Source organism: Mycolicibacterium sichuanense, assembly GCF_033741125.1.
Lineage (GTDB): Bacteria > Actinomycetota > Actinomycetes > Mycobacteriales > Mycobacteriaceae > Mycobacterium.
In genome coordinates this window covers 62262-80482 of the sequence record NZ_JAWQPU010000005.1, presented here as the reverse complement: position 1 = coordinate 80482, position 18221 = coordinate 62262, and the positions used below count along the sequence as shown (strand labels likewise).

Sequence of the window (18221 nt, the reverse complement as noted above, 5' to 3'; positions counted from 1 at the left end):
ATCATCCTCAACGGGTTCTCGATGAACACGGTGTCGCACGTCAACTACGGCCTGTGGCGCCACCCCCGCGATGCGGCAGTCAACCGGTCGTTCTCGGCGTCGTCTCGAAGGACGGATGATGGCGATCGGTATGGGGACGTTCCACCCAACTACTCCATCGACTTCACTTGGACCGCTGGCGATTTCCGCCGACGTTCGCGAAATCAATTGTTCTGCACGCTCTTAGGTTCGCGGCGAGGGAAACCGTCGAGCCCGGCGCCCGGTCGGCCGTAGCGTCGGTGACGGGATGAGGCCGGTCGGCGCATGACGGCGGTCGCCTGACAGAGCCCGTTCGACACCAAGACCGACGACGACATGGAATGGATCTCATGACCGACTACACCCTGCCGGACCTCGACTACGACTACGGGGCCCTGGAACCGCACATCTCGGGTCGGATCAACGAGATCCACCACGGCAAGCACCACGCCACGTACGTGAAGGGCGTCAACGACGCAGTGGCCAAGCTCGAGGAAGCTCGCGCCAACGACGATCACGCTGCGATCTTCCTCAACGAGAAGAACCTGGCGTTCCACCTCGGCGGTCACGTCAACCATTCCATTTGGTGGAAGAACCTGTCGCCCAACGGCGGTGACAAGCCGACTGGTGAGCTCGCTGCGGCGATCGACGACCACTTCGGCTCGTTCGACAAGTTCCGGGCACAGTTCGCCGCCGCGGCCAACGGGTTGCAGGGCTCGGGTTGGGCGGTTCTTGGCTATGACACGCTGGGTCAGCGCCTGCTCACCTTCCAGCTCTACGACCAGCAGGCCAACGTGCCGCTCGGCATCATCCCCCTGCTCCAGGTCGACCTGTGGGAGCACGCGTACTACCTGCAGTACGAGAACGTCAAGGGAGATTACGTCACGGCGTTTTGGAACGTCGTCAACTGGGCTGACGTACAAGCACGATTCGCGGCGGCGAGTTCGGCGCACGGCCTCGTCTTCTGACGCGGCAGACGACCGGCGGAGCGCTGAGGACCACCCTGGGGCCCGTCCCGTACTTCGGGCCGGGTCCCCGGGTGGAGCCGACGAGAGGTCGACGCGATGGCTGACGACGAGAAGACGCGGTGGCGCGCAGAAGACCCTTCAGGCCATCGCGTCGACAGTCTCCCGCAGCGGACCCGCGCCCGACGATCCATGACCGGGCGTCGCGGCGTTCACCGACCGGATCCGGCCGGGCTGCCTAGCCGGACCGCCCCGGCACATAGCGGCGCGCGATCGGCAACCACGCATCCAGAGCAGCCGAGCCCTCATGGTCGGAGTCGAGCAGGTACAGACTTGGCGCCGGGCAACTCGCACCGATCTCGACCAGTACCGGGCGCAACGTCAATTCCGGTGCTAGCGAGTGGGCGAGCGACCCGCCGAGCATCAACGGGAAGGTCGGGATCTGTCCGAGTTCACCGGCGCCGAACTGGTCGAGGAACAGCTTGAGCAGCCCGGTGTAGGTCGCCTTGAAGGTCGGAGAGGCGACCACCAGCAGATCGGCCGACGCGACGATGGCCTTGGCCTCGGCGACCTTCGGATCTCCCCAGCCCAGCAGGCCCGCCCCCAGGTCGACGACGTCGACGACGTGCTCCGGGGGCGCGCCCGTGAGCTCCGTCGCGACCAGTTCGGCAGCTGCTCTGGTGCGCGACCGCGGCTTCGGGTTACCCACGACGACGACGGCCATCTCAGAAGAATCCGTTTTGCGGAAGCGGTGTCCCGTTGACCAGTTGGGACCCGATCGCGGTCGCCTTGAGGAATGTCGGATTGTGCGTCGATATCGTGCGGATGTTGCGCCAATGCCGATCGTGGCCGTAGCGCACCTGCGTGGCAGACGCACCGCCCACGTCGAGCAGGCGGGCGGCCGTCGCATAAGAGAAGCGGTCCACGGTGACCTTCGCCTGTGCCGCGGCAAGCTGAGCTGCCAGTGCGGCATCGGGATCGAACACACCGCCGCGCTCACTGTCGGAGGCCACCTGCAGCGCCTGCGCGGCCGTCAGCACGATGGCCCTGGCGGCGAAGGCGTCGGCGGCGATCTCGCCGACGACCTGAAGTACCTGCGGGTCGTCCGACGGCAGGGGCTGGCTGGCGTGGCTGAAGTTGCGCTCGCGCCTGCGGGTCAACGCCACCGCGTCCGACCGGACGGCGGCGAGCACTCCCGCGGTGAGTGCCTGCAGGTAGAGCTGATAGAAACCGCCGTAGTAGGTGGGCTTGGGTTCGGCGTCGCGGGCATCGACGCGCTGCGCCTCGTCGCCGTGGACCGCCACGTCCACGAATCGCGTGGTGCCGGTCCCAGTCAGGCGCTGACCGAAGCCGTCCCAATCGTCTTCGACCGTGACACCCGCCCGGTCCACGGGAACGGTCACGCGGTAGGACGCGCCGTCGGTGTCGACGGCTTGCACGTTCACCCAGTCCGCGAACAGCGTCCCCGTTGAATAGAACTTCACGCCGTCGAGCCTGAATCCGCCCGCGTCGTCGGGGGTCAGGACGGTGTCCAGGTGCGTCGCTCCGGCCGTGCGGCCCACCGGCAGCCTGTTCTGCTCGCTGACGGCGTTGCCGAAGAGTCGGCCGTCGGACACCAGACCCAACCACCGCCGGCCGGAAACTGGATCGGGATTGTGCAGTTGCTCCTCGACGAAGCCGAAGTGCGCCCGCAGGATGTGCGCCACGTTGGCGTCGGCAGCGGCCAGCTCGATCACGACGTCGAAGAGTTGGGGGAGGGTCGCTCCGGCTCCACCCAGGTCCACCGGGAGCCTGAGCTTGCCGATGCCGGCGTCGCGCAATCGGCCCACCTGTTCGCGGGGCAGGATCCGGTCCTGTTCGCGGCGTTGCGCGCCCTCGGCGATCTCGGCGAAGTGTTCGGCGAACGCCGGCCATCTGCCCGTCGTCACACCGGCGTCGGGGAGGGTGCTGGTCACGAGAGTTGCGAAGAATCGGCGGCATGCACGTCACCGGACGTTAGAGGGCGGTGTCGCGCACACCGAGTGTTTGGGCCAACCTGATTCTTTCGGGACCGGCGCCGATGAGGGCTGGCTGCCACGGTGATGACGCGAACGTGCTGAAATTGTCCGGAAGTCGGCGGTTCACGAGAGGGGTCAGCGATGGGCAAGGTCTATGGCAACGTAAGCGAGCTGGTCGGGCGTACGCCGCTCGTCCGGCTCAACAGGTTGACCGAGGGGCTCGGCGCTCAGGTCGTGGCCAAGCTCGAGTTCTACAACCCGGCCAACAGCGTGAAGGACCGCATCGGGGTCGCCATCATCGATGCCGCAGAACGGTCCGGGGAGCTGAAGCCGGGTGGCACCATCGTGGAGGCCACCAGTGGCAACACCGGCATCGCGCTGGCAATGGTCGGCGCTGCACGCGGCTACCGGGTCATCCTCACGATGCCCGAGACCATGTCCACCGAACGCCGCGTCATGCTGCGCGCCTTCGGTGCCGAGATCGTTCTGACTCCAGGCTCCGAGGGCATGGCGGGCGCGGTGGCCAGGGCCAAGCAGATCATCGCCGACACCGAGAATGCCGTGGCCGCCAACCAGTTCGCCAACCCCGCCAATCCGGCAATCCACCAGAGCACCACCGGAAACGAAGTCTGGGACGACACGGACGGGGAGGTGGACATCTTCGTCGCAGGCATCGGCACCGGTGGCACGATCACCGGCGTTGGCCGAAACCTCAAGGCCCGCAAGCCGTCGGTGAAGATCGTCGGCGTGGAACCCGCCGATTCCCCAATCCTGAACGGGGGAGACGCCGGTCCGCACAAGATCCAGGGCATCGGCGCCAACTTCATCCCCGAAGTCCTCGATCGCGATGTCTACGACGAGATCATCGACGTGCAGTTCGCCGACGCCATCGCCGTGGCTCGAGACCTCGGCACCGAGGAGGGCATCCTCGGCGGCATCTCCACCGGTGCCAACGTCTGGGCCGCTCTCGAACTCGCCAAACGCCCGCAGAACGCCGGCAAGCTCATCGTCACCGTCGTGTGTGACTTCGGCGAGCGGTACATCTCGACGGCGTTGTTCGATCACATCCGGGAGTGATCGCGCCATGAGCTTGCTGTCCGCGTTGCGCGAGGATCTGCAGAACGCACGGATTCACGATCCAGCCGCCCGCGGCGACCTCGAGAATGCCCTGGTCTACTCCGGCCTGCACGCGATCTGGTCCTACCGCCTGGCTCACCGCATGTGGGCCAGGCCGGCGTTGCGCGGACCAGCCCGGATCCTCACGCAGTTCACGCGCTTCCTCACCGGCATCGAGATTCATCCGGGCGCCACCATCGGCAGGAGGTTCTTCATCGATCACGGCATGGGCGTCGTCATCGGCGAGACCGCCGAGATCGGCGACGACGTGATGGTCTACCACGGTGTGACCCTCGGTGGGCGCACCCTGCTCCAGGTCAAGCGCCATCCCACCGTCGGCGACCGCGTCACCATCGGGGCAGGGGCAAAGGTCCTCGGGCCGCTGAACATCGGCCACGACAGTGCGATCGGGGCGAATGCGGTCGTGACCCACGACGTTCCCGCGGAGTCGATCGCGACGGGAATTCCCGCGGTCGTGCGCCCCAGGACCGACAAACAGCGTGAGCAAGGGGTGGACCCCACCACCTACGTCGACCCTGCGATGTACATCTAAGGCCGTCATGGCCCCGGCGCCGCTGCGGCGTCAGGCGGCGATCCTCTCCAGGCGACGTACTCGGGGAATGATCTCCTCGGCGAAGCGGCGCATCTCGGACTCGAACGGCTGGAACTGCAGCATGAACGACGCGATTCCAAGATCGCCGAAGCGCAGGATTCGTTCGGCCACCGTGTCGTAACTGCCGACGAGTCCGGCGGCCGTGCCTCCGTTGGTGCCGACGTGCGGATTCCGTGCGAAGGTCTTGAACATCTCGGCATTGGGGTCGGCATTCGAGAGGACGGACTCGGTCTCGGCGACGTCCCGGCCGGCCAACTCGAAGGCATGGGCAAGTTCGTCGGCGGCCTCGCGATCACTCTCGCGGCCGATCACGAACGCGGCCAACCCGAATCGCAATCGTCCGCCGGTGCGGCGGCGTGCGGCGACGTCGTCGACGAGGCGCCGTACGTCCTCCTCGGGCTGTCCGTTGATGAACCAGACATCGGCGAAGTCAGCCGCCAGGCCGCGCGCGGCCTCGGACTCGCCGCCCACGTAGATCGTCGGCCGGTCACGATGCCGGCTCGCCGGTTTGAGTTGGTAGTCCTCGACGTGAAAGTGATTCCCGTGGAACGTCGTTCGTCGTCCAGCCAGCAGTGACTGCACGATGGTGAGCCACTCCCGGCCGTAGGCGTAGCGCGCGTCGTGTTCGAGGAACGGCAGGCCGGCGCGGGCGATCTCCGGCTTGAACCACGCGTTGACGACGTTGATGCCGAACCGGCCCCCGCTGATCTCCTCGATCTGCAGTGCCTGCTTGGCCAGCACCACCGGGTGGTAGAGCGCCGGCTTGATCGCCGTGATGATCTCGATGTTCTCGGTCAGCGCGGCGAGTGCGGCGCTGGTCGTCCACGCCTCGAGTTGATCGTAGTGATCTCCGGCGGGGTTCACCTCGTGCTGTGCCACCAGCGTGGCATCGAACCCAAGGCGGTCCGCTTCGACGATCTGGTCCCTGGTGCGGGCCCACGACGCATCGACGGGCTCCCCGGGGTGCTGCCGCGCGCCCCAGGTGCCATACACCAGGGCCCAGACTCCGAAGCGCAGTGCAGATCTGGTCACGACGGCCTCCCGGAAGCGACGAGTGGGGCGGACCTCGACGGTAGGACGGTGCGCTCGTCGGCGTAGATGGTTGCGGTCACCGTGATTTGGTCGACGGCGCCGCCGACGAAGGTCTAGACCACGCGTTGGACGGCGAGGAAGTCGGGAGTCCGGCGAAGGCGAAAACCAAGCTTCTCGTAGAGCCGGATCGCCGTGACGTTCGAGGCGGCCGCGTGGAGGAACGGCGTCTCACCGCGGCCGCGGATCTGGTGGGCCACGGCGTGCACCAGCCGAGTCGACAGACCGCGGCCTCGAAACGCCGCGTCGGTGCACACCGCGCTGATCTCGGTCCAACCGGGCGGATGCAGGCGTTCACCCGCCATGGCGACCAGGCGTCCCCGGTGGCGAATCCCCAAATACGTGCCCAGCTCGATGGTCCGAGGAAGAAATGGACCGGGCCGGGTGGCGGCGACCAACGCCAGCATCTCCGGCACGTCTTCGACGCCTAGCCGTACCGCCTCTTCGTCGGGGACGGCCGCCATCCCATCGTCGACGAGCTGCACGCCCGGGTTGTGCTCCACGACCTCCCAGCCGCGCGGTGGGTCACCGAGCACGCCGGTGAGGATGACGACGTCGCCAAGGCGCGTCGCCGCGGCGAGGTCGTCCCAGTCGTTCGGATCGGGCGCCCCGGCGAAACCGGCGAACGCCGCCACCTCGGGCGGGTATCGCCACGCGCGTCGCCTGCCTCGAGCGAAGAATTCGTGCGGACCGGTCAACGAAGCGAAGACCGGATTGTCCAGGGGATGCGGTCCGGCCAAGGCGGGTTGATTCCTCGACGCGGTGATCACTCCAGCCGGAAGCCCACCTTCAACGTCACTTGGAAGTGAGCCACCTGACCGTCGGCCAGCTCTCCGCGCACCGACTGCACCTCGAACCAGTCGAGTCCACGCAAGGTCTGCGACGCGCGGCTGACGCCGTTCCGAATGGCGGCGTCCACGCCGTCCGGTGACGTGCCAACGATCTCGACTACTCGGTAGGTGTGCTCGCTCATGGTGGGAGTGAATCTCAGCGCCGCCAGCGCGCACAGCCCTTGGACTCGGCCAGATTCTAGGAGCAGTTGCCGGCAGCCACATGGGTAGTTCTTGGCCATGACTGCATCCACATTCGCCCGGGGCGACATCAACGCCGACGAACTGCAGAGGAGACTGGCGTCGACGGCAGCCCTCCGCGTCGTCGACGTCAGGACGGCCGCCGAATTCGAGACTGCCCACACACTGCGCGATGGCGTCCGCGCTGGCGAAGCTGCCCTACAACCGGGGGCCCGAGCAGGACGCCGGCCGCCTGGTGGACGCGCTCGGCGATGCGTAGCTGGGCGAGTTCGGCTCGTGCTGATCCGAAGGTGGGGCGAACGGAAGGCGCTGATGGCCCGGCGCCGGTCCGACGGCGCACGGCCAGAGTGGGGCAGTGGGCGGGTGGAATAATGCCGGGGCCGGTACGTTCGAAGAGGTCATGAGCACCACCCCGCTGGCAGTACTCGATCTGGTGCCGATCTCGTCGGGATCCACGCCGACTCAAGCCTTGCTCAACAGCGTCGATCTCGCGCAACAGGCCGAACGGCTCGGGTACGCGCGGTACTGGTTCGCCGAGCACCATCTGAACCCCGGCGTCGCGGGCACTTCGCCCGCGGTGCTGCTCGCCCTGACTGCTGCTCAGACGTCCACCATTCGATTGGGTTCGGGCGCCCTGCAAATGGGACACCGCACCGCGTTGTCGACGGTCGAGGAATTCGGTCTGCTGGACGCGGTGCATCCCGGCAGGTTCGATTTGGGTCTCGGGCGCTCCGGAGGCAAACCCCTGGCGACACCGGCCTCGACTGCGGAGGTACCGCAGGTGGTCGACGGACGTGCGCCGAATGGCCTGCCCATCCCGCCGCCCTTCGACCCGACGCCGCTGCTGAAGTCGCCGCGGATGGCCATGCAGAAGGCGCTCCTTCAGCTTCCGGACGCAACGTCGCAGGACTACGGCGAACAGGTCGACGACATCCTCGCTCTGATCGCCGATTCGTATGCGTCCGGCACCGGCGAGCGCGCGCACGTCGTGCCCGGCCGCGGTGCCGATCTTCAGGTCTGGATTCTAGGCAGCAGCGGGGGCGAGAGTGCCACCGTGGCGGGTCGCAACGGGCTGCGCTTCGCCGCATTTTATCACGTCGCCCCCAGTCGGGTCCTGGAGGCCACCCACGGCTACCGCGCGGCCTTCCGCCCGTCGGCGGAACTCGCCCAGCCGTACGTCGCCGTGTCGGCCGACGTGGTAGTTGCCGAGAATGAGTCCGAGGCAAGGGAACTGGCCACGGGCTACGGACTCTGGGTACGCAGCATCCGGACCGCCGAGGGTGCGATCGAGTTTCCGACCCCCGACGAGGCGCGGCGGCACGTCTGGTCGGACGCCGATCGCGCTCTCGTCTCGGATCGGGTGAGCACCCAGTTCGTTGGATCCGCGGTGCAGGTCGCCGATCAGCTCGAGCAGCTTCGAGACGCCACCGGCGCCGATGAACTAATCATCACCACCATCACGCATGATCACCAGCACCGCGTGCAGTCCTACGCGCTGCTCGCCGAGGAGTGGGCCCGGCGGGGGACTTAGAATCACCGCACACCAAATAGTGCCCGTGGGTGCGGATCTGGTCGAGCATTCGGACATGGGGCAGAGCAGATCCGTGGCAATCGTGGGTGCCGGACAAACCGGTGTGTCGGCAGCAGTTGGATTCTTGAACGCAGGCTTCGACGTCACGCTGCTCAGCGACCGTGATCGCGCTGCGCTGCGCAACGACGGTCCGGCCACCGGTACGGCGGTGACCTTCGCCGTGGCCCAGGCTGCCGAGCGAGAGTTGGGCCTCGATGACTATCTCGGTCGCGCTCCGCGGGTCACCGGGCAGAGCACCCAGGTATTCAGCGGTGCGGGGGCCGAGCGGCGGGATGACCTCGACTTCGACGTCGAATACGACGGAATCCGTGCGGCGGGCGTCGACACCCGGCTCAAGGTGGACGACCGCATTGGCGAATTCCTCGCCAGCGGTGGACGTTTCGTAGTCACGGTCATCACCACCGACACACTCGACGACGTAGCCGCGGCTCACGACCTCACGCTGGTGGCGACTGGGCGTTCTGGTTTGTCGGAGTTGTTCGCCGTCGACCACTCTCGCACGGTCTACGACCGTCCGCAGCGGTCTCTGCTCATGCTCACCGTCGCCGGCCTTGGGCACGGCACCGATGTCTTCGCCCACCGCGGACCGGCCGGCGGCGAACACAACACCTTCGCGATCGATTCGGAACAGGGTGAGCTGTGGTGGGGCCCGTATCTGCACAAGGACGCCGGACCGGCGTGGTCGTTCCTGGGCTTCGCCAAACCGGGGAGCGACTGGGCGCGGCGCTTCGAGGGGGCGCACGACGTTGCCTCCGCACACCGCATCGTCAACGAGGTTCATCGGGACTACGTCGACTGGGATGTACCGGAGATCGCCTCGACGACGGTCATTCCTGGAGATCGGCACGCATGGCTGCGTGGCGCGGTCACGCCGACCGTGCGCCATGCGGTGGGCGTCACGGTGAGCGGCCACCCGGTGCTCGCCCTTGGTGACACCGCGATCGCGTTCGACCCCATCGGCGCTCAAGGAGCCCAAGGCGGTCTCATTCAGTCCGCGCAGTTGGTCGCCGCTGCCCGCGACTACTCGGGCCCCTTCGACGAGAATTGGCTCCACGACCGGTTCGAGCACTTCTGGAGCACGCGGGGTGCCGCCGCGGTCCTGGTCACCCGGTTGTTCCTCGGTGATCCCGAGTTCGCACCGTACGGCCAGCTGTTCTTTCCGGCAGCGGCGGCCAGCCCGGAGTTTGGCGCGGCCCTGTTCGGTTTGCTATCCGATCCGAATCCGTTGCTGCGCATAGGTTCACGCGCAGCGGCTCGCCGGTTCATCACCGACGTGTCCGGTCACCCCGCCGACGAGCTGCTGGCGCGGGTGCCCGCCGCGAGTTTCCGGTACTCGGCCTACGGGCGGCAGGACGCGGTATCGACTTCGGTGGCCTAGCACCTGACCACTCGCCAGCGTGCGTGTACTCGGCAACCTCTACGGCGTGTCGCCCGCAGACACGCTCGCTCGTGGAGAGGGGGCCGGAGTAGCTGGGGAGCTGAACGCACCGCGCCACCGGCGCGCCGGGTGGCGATCGGGGAGTTCGGGCCCGGCGCCGAAGAGCTTGTCGCGCAGCGTCCCCGGGGCGTACTCCGTCTGAGCCAGGCCCCTTGATCTGAGCTCGGGCACGACGTGGTCGATGAAGTCCTCGAAGCTGCCCGGCGTGGTGATGTAGCGGATGTTCAGGCCGTCGATGCCGGCATCCTGCCACTGCTCGAGCACATCGGCGATCTGCTCGGGGGTGCCGACGACGCGGGTGGACTCCTGCTGCTGACGGATCAGGTCGGCGATGGTCGGGTTGGTACCGGGAGGCGCAGCGGCGATGAGGGATTCGATGGTGCTGCGGGTGCCTTGAACACTGGCCGCGAGATCTCCGATGGGGGTGTCGTGGTCCAGTCCGCCAAAGTCGATGCCGATGCCACCGCTGCGGTGCGCGATCAGTCCGTCCACGCTGAGGAACTCGTCGAGTTCGGCGGCCCGCCGCTTGGCCTCGGCCTCGGTGGAACCGACCACGAAAGCCAATCCCTGGAAGAACTTGACGTCCTCACGCCGGCGTCCGGCGGCGACCGCGCGGTCGCGGGTGTCGTCGATGACCAGGCGGGCTCCGTGCGGCGACGCTGCGTTGATGAACACGCCTTCGGCATGTCGTGCGGCGAACGAGCGTCCCGCGGTGGACGTTCCGGCCTGAAAGAGCACCGGCGTCCGTTGTGGGGAGGGGAAGCTGAGGTGCGGGCCCTGCACCGAGTAACGCCTGCCGACGTGGTTGATCTCGTGCACCCGCTCGGGATCGGCGTGCACACCGCGTTCCCGATCACGGATGAGTGCGCCGTCGTCCCAGGAACCCTCCCATAGCTTGTAGACCACCTCGGTGTATTCCTCCGCCCACTCGTAGCGGGCGTCGTGCTCTTCGCGTTCGGGGAGCCCGAAGTTGCGGGCCGAGTTCTTCAGCGCACTGGTCACGACGTTCCAGCCGATGCGGCCCCGCGACGCGTGATCGAGGGTGGAGATCTTGCGCGCGAACGAGAATGGATGGTCCTGGAGTATCGAGCTGGTGATCACCAGACCGAGGTGCTCGGTGGACAGGGCCAGCGCCGAGACGATGGCCGAGGGGTCGTGGTTGGGGATCTGCAGTCCCTCCCGCACGTAGGTGTCCCAGCCACCGCGATAGTCGTCGTAGACCCCGACGACGTCGGCGAAGAACACCGAGTCGAACGTGCCTCGCTCCAGGAGCTTGACCAGGTCCACCCAGACGTCCAGCTGATCGAAGTCCACGCTTCGCGTCTGTGGGTTCCGCCACGAACCGTAGGACACGTGGGTGGCGGTGTTCATGGTGAATGCGTTGAGGATCAGCCGCGGCCGGGTCACGAGAACCTCCAAACTCAGTTCGTCGGCAGGACTTCGGCGGCCTCGTCGAAGTCGTCGTCGACGAGGACGACGGTGCGCCGCTCGCGGTCGAGCAGGGAGGCGGCCACCGAGGCGCGGTACCCCGAGGCGCAGTGCACCCAGATCTCGCCGGTGGGAACCTCGCCGATGCGCTCGAGCAGTTCGTGGACCGGAATGTTCACCGCACCGCGGATGTGGCGGTCGCGGTGTTCGTCGGGCCGACGCACGTCCAGCACGACCGTGGAGTCGTCGTCGAGGACGTCGGCCAGCTCCCCGAAGTCGGCGACGCGGTAGGCACGCAGCTCGTGGCCCGCCGCCAGCGTCTCGACCGGTTCGGTCGCCGCCCCGGTCACCCCGTCGACGCCGATCCGGACCAACTCTCGTCGTGCCTCGGCGATCTGGTCGTCATCGTCGCCGATCAGGGTCAACGGTGCACCCCAGGCATGGAGCCAGCCGAGGTGGGTGACGAACGAATCCGACAGTTCGAAGCCGAGTGCTCCGCTGAGGTGTCCGGCGGCAAACGCAGTGCGGTGACGCAGGTCGACGATCCACTCACCGGCGTCGATGCGGCGGCGCAGCTCGACCGGGTCGACGGGCGTCGGCACGGACAGGTCGACGGGGTCGGGGCCGCAACGGTTGATGACACCCATGTGCGCGTAGTAGGCGGGGTACGCCGACAGGCCGGCTAGCAGTTCCTCGACGTAGGTCTGCTCGTCCTGGGTCAGCGCAGGATTGTCCTGCCGCTGCTGGCCGATGGTGGAGGCATCGCCGCTCGCGGGTGTTGCCGCACAGAAGCTGCCGAAGCCGTGGGTGGGGTAGACCGCGGCCTCGGCGGGCAATTGGTCGGCCAGTCGGCGCACCGAGTGGTACTGGGCATGGGTGAGATCCTCGGTGTGTTCGTCCCCGAGGAGATCGGTGCGCCCGGCACTTCCGTAGAGCATCGACCCGCCGGTGAAGACCGCCAGGACGGTCCCGGCAGCGTCGCTGAGCGCATAGCTGGTGTGGTGATGGGTGTGCCCGGGAGTGTGGATGGCCCGCAACCTGAACGGCCCCGCGTCGATCACGTCACCGTCGGCGATGGCGCGACGCTCGAAGGCCACGTATTCACCGGCGGGTACGACGTACTCGGCGCCGGTGACGCGCGCCAATTCCAGGCCGCCGCTGACGTAGTCGTTGTGCACGTGGGTCTCCAGCACGTGGGTGACCCGCGACTGGCGCTCGGCAACCGCATTCAGCAACCGGTCGATGTCGCGCTGCGGGTCGATCACCACCGCAACCCCGCCGGCGCTCACCAGATAGCTGCGGTCGCCCAGTCCGGAGGTCTCGACGATCGATACGTCCACCGCGCTCACCCCAACGACGGTGCCGAATCGCGGCGTCCGCGCACAGGCTTTGCCTCGGCCTGAATGCAACGACTGGCGAGATCAACCCTTCTTGACGAGGTCCCGCGCCTCACCAACGTCCGCGGTGAACGACCTCCGAGTACGGCCGGCGATCCGGTCTGGCGATCGGTACCAGCGGACGATCGGCGGGACGTCCGATTCCAAGGAGGTAGGAGACGAGATAGCCGTCGGGGACGCCGAGGATGGCCCGCGCCCGGTCTTGGTCGCCAACCGCGGAGTGGCCGGTACCGATGCCGAGATCGGTGGCGGCGATCGTCATGGCCAGGGTCGCCTGCCCCAGGTCGTACTGATCGATGAGTTTGGTGCGTTCGTCGGAGGGTTGCGGCACGATCAGCGCGATGGCGGCCGGTGCCTTTGCGATGTGGGCAGCTCCGCGCCAGACCGTCGAAAGCGCTTGCAGCTGAGCGGGGTCGGTGACGATGACGAAGTCCCAGTGTTGGCGGTTCGACGCAGATGGTGCGCGCCACCCCGCCTCGGCGATGCGGTCCAGATCAGCGTCGGAAATGGCGTCCGGCAGATAACTTCGCACGTTGCGGCGGGCCCGGATCGCGTCCCACGTCTCCATTGCGTCCTCCGTTCGTTGGGTACTCAGATCATGTACTCGAGCTGCAATCGACGCTCGTCCACGTCCATCCGTGCGGCGCCTAGCAGAGTCTCGGCGACCCTCCTGGCCTGGACGCGCAGTTCGGGCACGGCGATGGTCTCCCAGTAGGTGCCTCGCAGCATCGGGCCGAGCGCCAGCAGGACCGGGGACCGCTCGCCGTCGGCGGTCACGATGGTGTGGTCGGCGTCCACGCGGACGCCCATGTCGGTGGCATCGGGCGCCACCAGTCCGCGCCGCAGCAGGTTCTGCAGCAGCGGCGAGCGCGTCGCGGTGAACTTCGTCGCCGGGCCGGTGGCGTTGATCACCAGGTCCCCTGTCAGGGTTCGGCCGTCGGCCAGGCGCACCGCGACGGCGTCGCCGTCTGCCTCGAGGGCCTCGATGCTCGCGGCGTGGACCCGAAGTTGGCCGGTGAGTTGGGACCCGGTGATCTGCGCGCCGATCGCGGGTGCGATCCGGTGGCGGAAGACGTTCCAGCGCGCCGCGTGATCGCTGGCGAAGGCCCGTCGCTCCTGCGGGTCCCACTGGCTCCAGATCCGCTGGGTGTGGGGTCGCAACTTGTCGACGATGATGGCCGGGTTGGCGTTGCGCTCGTGCAGCAGGGCGCAGTGCTTCTCGACGAGCGCCACCAGTTCGTCGAGGCCCAGTGCCGGGAGGTCGACGTCGGGCGGCGGGAAGTCCGGGTACTCGATGCCGCGAAAGTGCGTGTGCGGGAACCATCCGTGCCGAGAGACCGCGTCGATGCTGCCCAGCCAGCCCAGCGCGCGCAGGGTGATGATCGCGTCGACGGTGGTCAGACCGGTGCCGAGCAGGACGATGTGCCCGTCGTGCCCGGGCAGGCGGTCCTCCCATCTCTGCCAGGGGTTGCCGACCCAGGCGGGGTGATCGGCGAGGGCCTCGGCACCAGGTAGGGGAGCGGGGGCCTCGTTGCCGGTAGCGAGGACCACCCGGTCGGCCTCCAGCGCCGACCCGTCCGCGAGGTGGACCAGCCCGCCGGATCCGACGGGTTCGACGTCCACGACGTCGGCCTGCAGGGTCTCCGACGTGACCGGCGTCATGGCGCCCGGGCTCTGTAGGTGGTGCTGCACGATGGCCCGTAGGTAGTCGCCGTAGATCTGGCGGGCGATGAAGCGCTCGCGCAGCTCGATTCCCGGCGTCGACTCGAATTCCGAACGCGTGCGCAGCCATTCGAGGAAGTGGTCGGGTTCGTCGGGGAAGGCGGACATGTTGCGGGCGGCGACGTTGAGCAGGTACTCGGGTCGGCGCAGTCCATACGCCACACCGCGGCCGACGGGGTGGGCCCGGTTGACGACGGTGACGTGCAGGGGATTCTCGCTCAGCCGAGCGAGGTTGACCGCGGTCATCGCCCCGCTGAAGCCGCCGCCGACGACGACGATGCGCGCAGGGCGGGATGCATTCGTTGACCGTGGCTCCACTCCCGCCGACCCTAGACGACGAGCGCGGCGCAAAGGTCCCTTGTAATCACGCTGAACAGATGGTGGGTGCGATCACCGCTCACCGTTCGGTGCACGCCCGCGCCACGCCCGGTACCCGCGGTGGGCGGCGAATGCCCCGATGACCGCCGTCACGCACCAGACGCCGATGGCGGTGTACGCCAGTGGAGCCGACAGATCGCCGATCGAGGCGCCGAGCGCGGTGTAGACGAACGCCCGCGGCGCCGACCCGATGAACGAGCCGACGAGCATCTGCCACAGCGGAACACCCAACGCGCCAAACGTGTAGGACGCCAACGCATCCGAGATTCCCGGCACGAATCGCTGACCGACGACCGCCCACAGTCCGCGCCGCCGCACCTGCTCGTCCAGGCGATCGGCCCGCTCGGCCCCGAGCAGTCCGCGGGCGCTCTCGCGGCCGGCCCGCCTGCCGAGCAGGCTGGTGATGCCCGCGGTCCCGACCGCGGAGAACAGCGTCACGAACGTGCCGAGCAGGGGTCCGAACAGCACCCCGCTGCCGGCGGCGAGGATCGGCCCCGGCACGAAGACGGCACCGAGCACCGCCGAGACCAGCACGTAGGTCAGCGGCGCCGCCGGGCCCGTCGCGGCGACGACGCGGCGGACGTCGTCGACGTCGACGACGTGGCTCACGCCCACCAGGTAGAACATCGCGAGCAGGAACGCGAAGAACAGCCCGAGACGGATGAGGTGGGGCCGCCGCGACGGCGGGGCGGGGCCGTCGTCTCTCACCAGTTGCTCGGGGCGTAGTCCTTCAGGAAGCAGCCGTGGACGTCCTCGCCGGCCTCGCCGCGCACGATGGGGTCGTACACCCGGGCGGCGCCGTCGACCAGGTCCAGTGGGGCGTGAAAGCCTTCTTCGGCGAGCCGCATCTTGGTCGGGTGGGGACGTTCGTCGGTGATCCAGCCGGTGTCGACGGCCGTCATGAGGATGCCGTCCTGCTGCAGCATCTCGCCGGCGCTGGTCCGGGTGAGCATGTTCAGCGCGGCCTTGGCCATGTTGGTGTGCGGATGCCCGGGGCCCTTGTAGGCGCGGCTGAACTGACCCTCCATGGCCGAGACGTTGACGACGTACTTGCGCCGGGCCTGCGCTGCGGCCATCGCCGGGCGCAGCCGACTGACCAGTATGAACGGCGCGGTCTGGTTGCACAGCTGGACTTCCAGCAGCTCCATCGCGTCGATTTCGTGCACGCGCTGGGTCCAGCTGTTCACCGAGGCGGTGTCCGGTAGCAGCCCGCCCGCGTCGATCGCGATGCCCGCTGCGACGCGCTCCGGGGAGGCGCTGCGTGCGGTGAGAGCCAGCTGCGTGAGGGCGTGCGGGGTCTGGTGCTCGGCGAGGCTGCCGGCGAGCGCCGCGGGGTGGGCGTCGCTGACGTGGTCGAAGGTGATCACGTCCACGAGCTCGGGGGGCGTGGTGCGCTCCGCCTCGACCAGTGCGGCATACGAACCCGGGGAGCGGCGCACCGTCTGCGCGGCGTTGTTGATCAGGATGTCCAGCGGCCCCTGGGCGGCCACCGCGTCGGCCAGCGAAACCACCTGAGCCGGGTCGCGCAGATCGATGCCGACCACGCGCAGGCGGTGCAGCCAGTCGGCGCTGTCCTCCATGGCGGCGAACCGGCGCACGGCATCGTTGGGGAAGCGCGTGGTGATGGTGGTGTGGGCGCCGTCGCGCAGCAAGCGCAGCGCAATGTACATGCCGATCTTGGCGCGGCCACCGGTCAGCAGTGCGCGGCGGCCGGTGAGGTCGGTACGGGCCTCGCGCTTGGCCCTGTTGAACGCGGCGCAGTCGGGGCAGAGCTGGTGGTAGAAGGCATCGACCTGGGTGTAGTGGTTCTTGCAGGCGTAGCAGGCTCGCGAGCGCAGCAGCGTGCCCGCGGTGGCGCCCGCCGCGGTCGACACCAGTGGCAGACCCTGCGTCTCGTCGTCGATGCGGCCGGGGGCCCCGGTGGCGGTGGCGGCGATGACCGCGCGGTCGGCTGCGGCCACCGCATCGCGCTTGGCGTGGCGGCGGGCCTGCTTGACGGCCTTGAAGATGCCCGCTGTGGCCCGGCGTACTGCGACCGCGTCGGGGTGCTCGGGCGGCAGCGATTGCACCTCGGACAGCACCCGAAGGCACGTCCTGAGCTCGTCCGGATCGATCGCGGTCACGCAGGAAGGGTAATCGCAGGTTGGGCAAACCTCCGATTCGCGTGGTCTAGGCGCGAGACGTCACGGCGAACCCACGTTGTGCGCGACGGCGGCTTCGATGAGGGCCTCGAACGCCCGGTCGTCGAGATCGTCGTGCTCGCCGATGTCGATGGCGCGCCGGACGTTGCCGTCGAGGCTGGAGTTGAAGAGCCCGGCGGGATCCTCCAGTGCAGCCCCCTTGGCGAAGGTCACCTTCACCTTGTCCTTGTACGTCTCACCGGTGCAGAGCATTCCGTCGTGGTACCACGTCGGGACACCCCGCCACTTCCATTCCTCGACCACGTCGGGGTCGGCCTTCTTGATGGCGGCCCGGATGCGGGCGAGCACGTCCCCACGCCAGTCGCCGAGCTCGGCGATGCGGGCGTCGATCTTCTGCGACGGCGAGTCCTCGGTCATCGGCGCTCCTGAATCTTGATCATGTTGCCTGCCGGGTCGCGCACGGAACAGTCGCGCACGCCGTAGGGCTGTTCGGTCGGGGGCTCCACGATCTCGGCGCCGCCCTCGCTGAGTCGCGCGAAGACGCCGTCGAGGTTCGCGGTGGCCAGGAGCAACATCGCGTAGGTGCCCTTGGCCATCATCTCGGCGACGGTGCGGCGCTCGTCGTCGGTGATGCCGGGGTCCACGGCGGGTGGTGTCAAGACGATCGCCGTGGTGTCCTCCTCGGCGGGGCCGAGCGTGATCCAGCGCATCGTGCCCGCGCCGACGTCGAGGCGGACGTGGAATCCGAGGAGGTCGCGGTAGAACTTCAACGACTGCTCGGGATCCTCGTGCGGAAGGAAGGTGGCGTGGACGGTGACGCGTGGATGGGTCATGTCGATGACGATAGGTAGGGCACTACCGCCAGGGCTTCTCGATTCCTGACCGGTTTGGTGACCTGCTTGGCGACGCACGACGGGATGCCTGCCGTTGCCTGCGCCGTCTGATCGCGGTACGTGCTCGGCGAGACGCCGACGAGCTCGGTGAAGCGGGTGCTGAACGTGCCGAGCGAGGAGAAACCCACCCGGAAGCAGACCTCGGTGACCCCGAGGTCGCCTCGACGCAGCAGCGTCATCGCGCGTTCCACCCGCCGCGTCACGAGGTAGGCGTACGGCGATTCGCCGTACGCTGCCTTGAACCGTCGACTGAGGTGGCCTGCGGACATGCCCACCCCGCGGGCGAGTGTGTCCACATCGAGCGGCTGGGCGAAGTCGCGGTCCATGCGATCTCGCACCCGGCGCATCAGTTTGAGGTCGCGCAGCCGGTTCGTCGCGGCGGGTCCGCTAGTCACCCCTCGATC

Annotated in this window: 19 protein-coding genes; 5 read left to right on the top strand and 14 right to left on the bottom strand. The window is 68.1% G+C overall.

Annotated features, from left to right (window positions below; genetic code table 11):
• The first annotated feature begins 368 nt into the window (after positions 1-368).
• The gene (locus SBI80_RS16315; protein ID WP_318975853.1) at positions 369-986 is read left to right on the top strand and encodes a superoxide dismutase; all 618 of its coding nucleotides are present in this window, start codon (positions 369-371) and stop codon (positions 984-986) included.
• Positions 987-1221: 235 nt separating this feature from the next.
• Here the strand turns inward: SBI80_RS16315 and SBI80_RS16310 are convergent, their stop codons facing one another.
• Both SBI80_RS16310 and SBI80_RS16305 read right to left on the bottom strand, forming a co-directional pair.
• Positions 1222-1707: an NADPH-dependent FMN reductase gene (locus SBI80_RS16310; protein WP_318975852.1), complete on the bottom strand. Its 486-nt coding sequence runs from the start codon at positions 1705-1707 to the stop codon at positions 1222-1224.
• Position 1708: 1 nt separating this feature from the next.
• A complete protein-coding gene (locus tag SBI80_RS16305) occupies positions 1709-2938 on the bottom strand; it encodes an acyl-CoA dehydrogenase family protein (RefSeq protein ID WP_318975851.1) in 1230 nt (409 codons plus the stop codon).
• A 183-nt stretch (positions 2939-3121) separates the two neighbouring features.
• Here SBI80_RS16305 and cysK point away from each other — a divergent pair, with 183 nt between their 5' ends.
• Both cysK and epsC read left to right on the top strand, forming a co-directional pair.
• Positions 3122-4057, top strand: coding sequence for a cysteine synthase A (cysK, locus tag SBI80_RS16300; protein WP_318975850.1), 936 nt, complete (start codon positions 3122-3124; stop codon positions 4055-4057).
• A gap of 7 nt (positions 4058-4064) precedes the next feature.
• Positions 4065-4649 carry a serine O-acetyltransferase EpsC gene (gene epsC / locus SBI80_RS16295; protein WP_318975849.1) on the top strand — a complete coding sequence of 195 codons (585 nt, stop codon included), beginning with the start codon at positions 4065-4067 and terminating at the stop codon, positions 4647-4649.
• Positions 4650-4679: 30 nt separating this feature from the next.
• Here epsC and SBI80_RS16290 read toward each other — a convergent pair whose 3' ends face one another.
• The 3 genes from SBI80_RS16290 to SBI80_RS16280 all read right to left on the bottom strand — a co-directional run bounded on the left by SBI80_RS16290 (position 4680) and on the right by SBI80_RS16280 (position 6771).
• Entirely contained in the window at positions 4680-5741 is a 1062-nt protein-coding gene (locus tag SBI80_RS16290) for an LLM class flavin-dependent oxidoreductase (RefSeq protein ID WP_318975848.1), read from the bottom strand.
• 113 nt (positions 5742-5854) lie between these two features.
• On the bottom strand, positions 5855-6565 hold the full coding sequence (locus tag SBI80_RS16285; RefSeq protein ID WP_413232745.1) for a GNAT family N-acetyltransferase: 711 nt from the start codon (positions 6563-6565) through the stop codon (positions 5855-5857).
• Positions 6565-6771, bottom strand: coding sequence for a dodecin (locus SBI80_RS16280; RefSeq protein WP_318975846.1), 207 nt, complete (start codon positions 6769-6771; stop codon positions 6565-6567). The genes SBI80_RS16285 and SBI80_RS16280 overlap by 1 nt, the downstream gene beginning before the upstream one ends.
• Before the next feature lie 458 nt (positions 6772-7229).
• Here SBI80_RS16280 and SBI80_RS16275 point away from each other — a divergent pair, with 458 nt between their 5' ends.
• Together SBI80_RS16275 and SBI80_RS16270 are read left to right on the top strand one after the other, a co-directional pair.
• The gene (locus SBI80_RS16275; protein ID WP_318975845.1) at positions 7230-8360 is read left to right on the top strand and encodes an LLM class flavin-dependent oxidoreductase; all 1131 of its coding nucleotides are present in this window, start codon (positions 7230-7232) and stop codon (positions 8358-8360) included.
• A 55-nt stretch (positions 8361-8415) separates the two neighbouring features.
• Positions 8416-9798 carry a styrene monooxygenase/indole monooxygenase family protein gene (locus SBI80_RS16270; RefSeq protein WP_318975844.1) on the top strand — a complete coding sequence of 461 codons (1383 nt, stop codon included), beginning with the start codon at positions 8416-8418 and terminating at the stop codon, positions 9796-9798.
• 39 nt (positions 9799-9837) lie between these two features.
• Here the strand turns inward: SBI80_RS16270 and SBI80_RS16265 are convergent, their stop codons facing one another.
• The 9 genes from SBI80_RS16265 to SBI80_RS16225 all read right to left on the bottom strand — a co-directional run bounded on the left by SBI80_RS16265 (position 9838) and on the right by SBI80_RS16225 (position 18212).
• A complete protein-coding gene (locus SBI80_RS16265; protein WP_318975843.1) occupies positions 9838-11265 on the bottom strand; it encodes an LLM class flavin-dependent oxidoreductase in 1428 nt (475 codons plus the stop codon).
• Between the two features lie 14 nt (positions 11266-11279).
• Positions 11280-12626 (bottom strand): rhodanese-like domain-containing protein, encoded by a 1347-nt coding sequence (locus tag SBI80_RS16260; RefSeq protein ID WP_318976228.1) that lies wholly within the window; start codon positions 12624-12626, stop codon positions 11280-11282.
• A gap of 109 nt (positions 12627-12735) precedes the next feature.
• Positions 12736-13251 (bottom strand): nitroreductase family protein, encoded by a 516-nt coding sequence (locus SBI80_RS16255; RefSeq protein ID WP_318975842.1) that lies wholly within the window; start codon positions 13249-13251, stop codon positions 12736-12738.
• Between the two features lie 23 nt (positions 13252-13274).
• Positions 13275-14723, bottom strand: coding sequence for an FAD/NAD(P)-binding protein (locus SBI80_RS16250; protein WP_318975841.1), 1449 nt, complete (start codon positions 14721-14723; stop codon positions 13275-13277).
• 72 nt (positions 14724-14795) lie between these two features.
• On the bottom strand, positions 14796-15410 hold the full coding sequence (locus SBI80_RS16245; protein WP_318976227.1) for a TVP38/TMEM64 family protein: 615 nt from the start codon (positions 15408-15410) through the stop codon (positions 14796-14798).
• Positions 15411-15487: 77 nt separating this feature from the next.
• Positions 15488-16906 (bottom strand): SDR family NAD(P)-dependent oxidoreductase, encoded by a 1419-nt coding sequence (locus SBI80_RS16240; protein ID WP_318975840.1) that lies wholly within the window; start codon positions 16904-16906, stop codon positions 15488-15490.
• A gap of 60 nt (positions 16907-16966) precedes the next feature.
• Entirely contained in the window at positions 16967-17341 is a 375-nt protein-coding gene (locus tag SBI80_RS16235) for a DUF1801 domain-containing protein (RefSeq protein ID WP_318975839.1), read from the bottom strand.
• Positions 17338-17757 (bottom strand): VOC family protein, encoded by a 420-nt coding sequence (locus SBI80_RS16230; protein ID WP_318975838.1) that lies wholly within the window; start codon positions 17755-17757, stop codon positions 17338-17340. Before SBI80_RS16230 ends, SBI80_RS16235 begins: the two co-directional genes overlap by 4 nt.
• Positions 17754-18212 carry a helix-turn-helix transcriptional regulator gene (locus SBI80_RS16225; RefSeq protein ID WP_318975837.1) on the bottom strand — a complete coding sequence of 153 codons (459 nt, stop codon included), beginning with the start codon at positions 18210-18212 and terminating at the stop codon, positions 17754-17756. Before SBI80_RS16225 ends, SBI80_RS16230 begins: the two co-directional genes overlap by 4 nt.
• Positions 18213-18221: the final 9 nt, after the last annotated feature.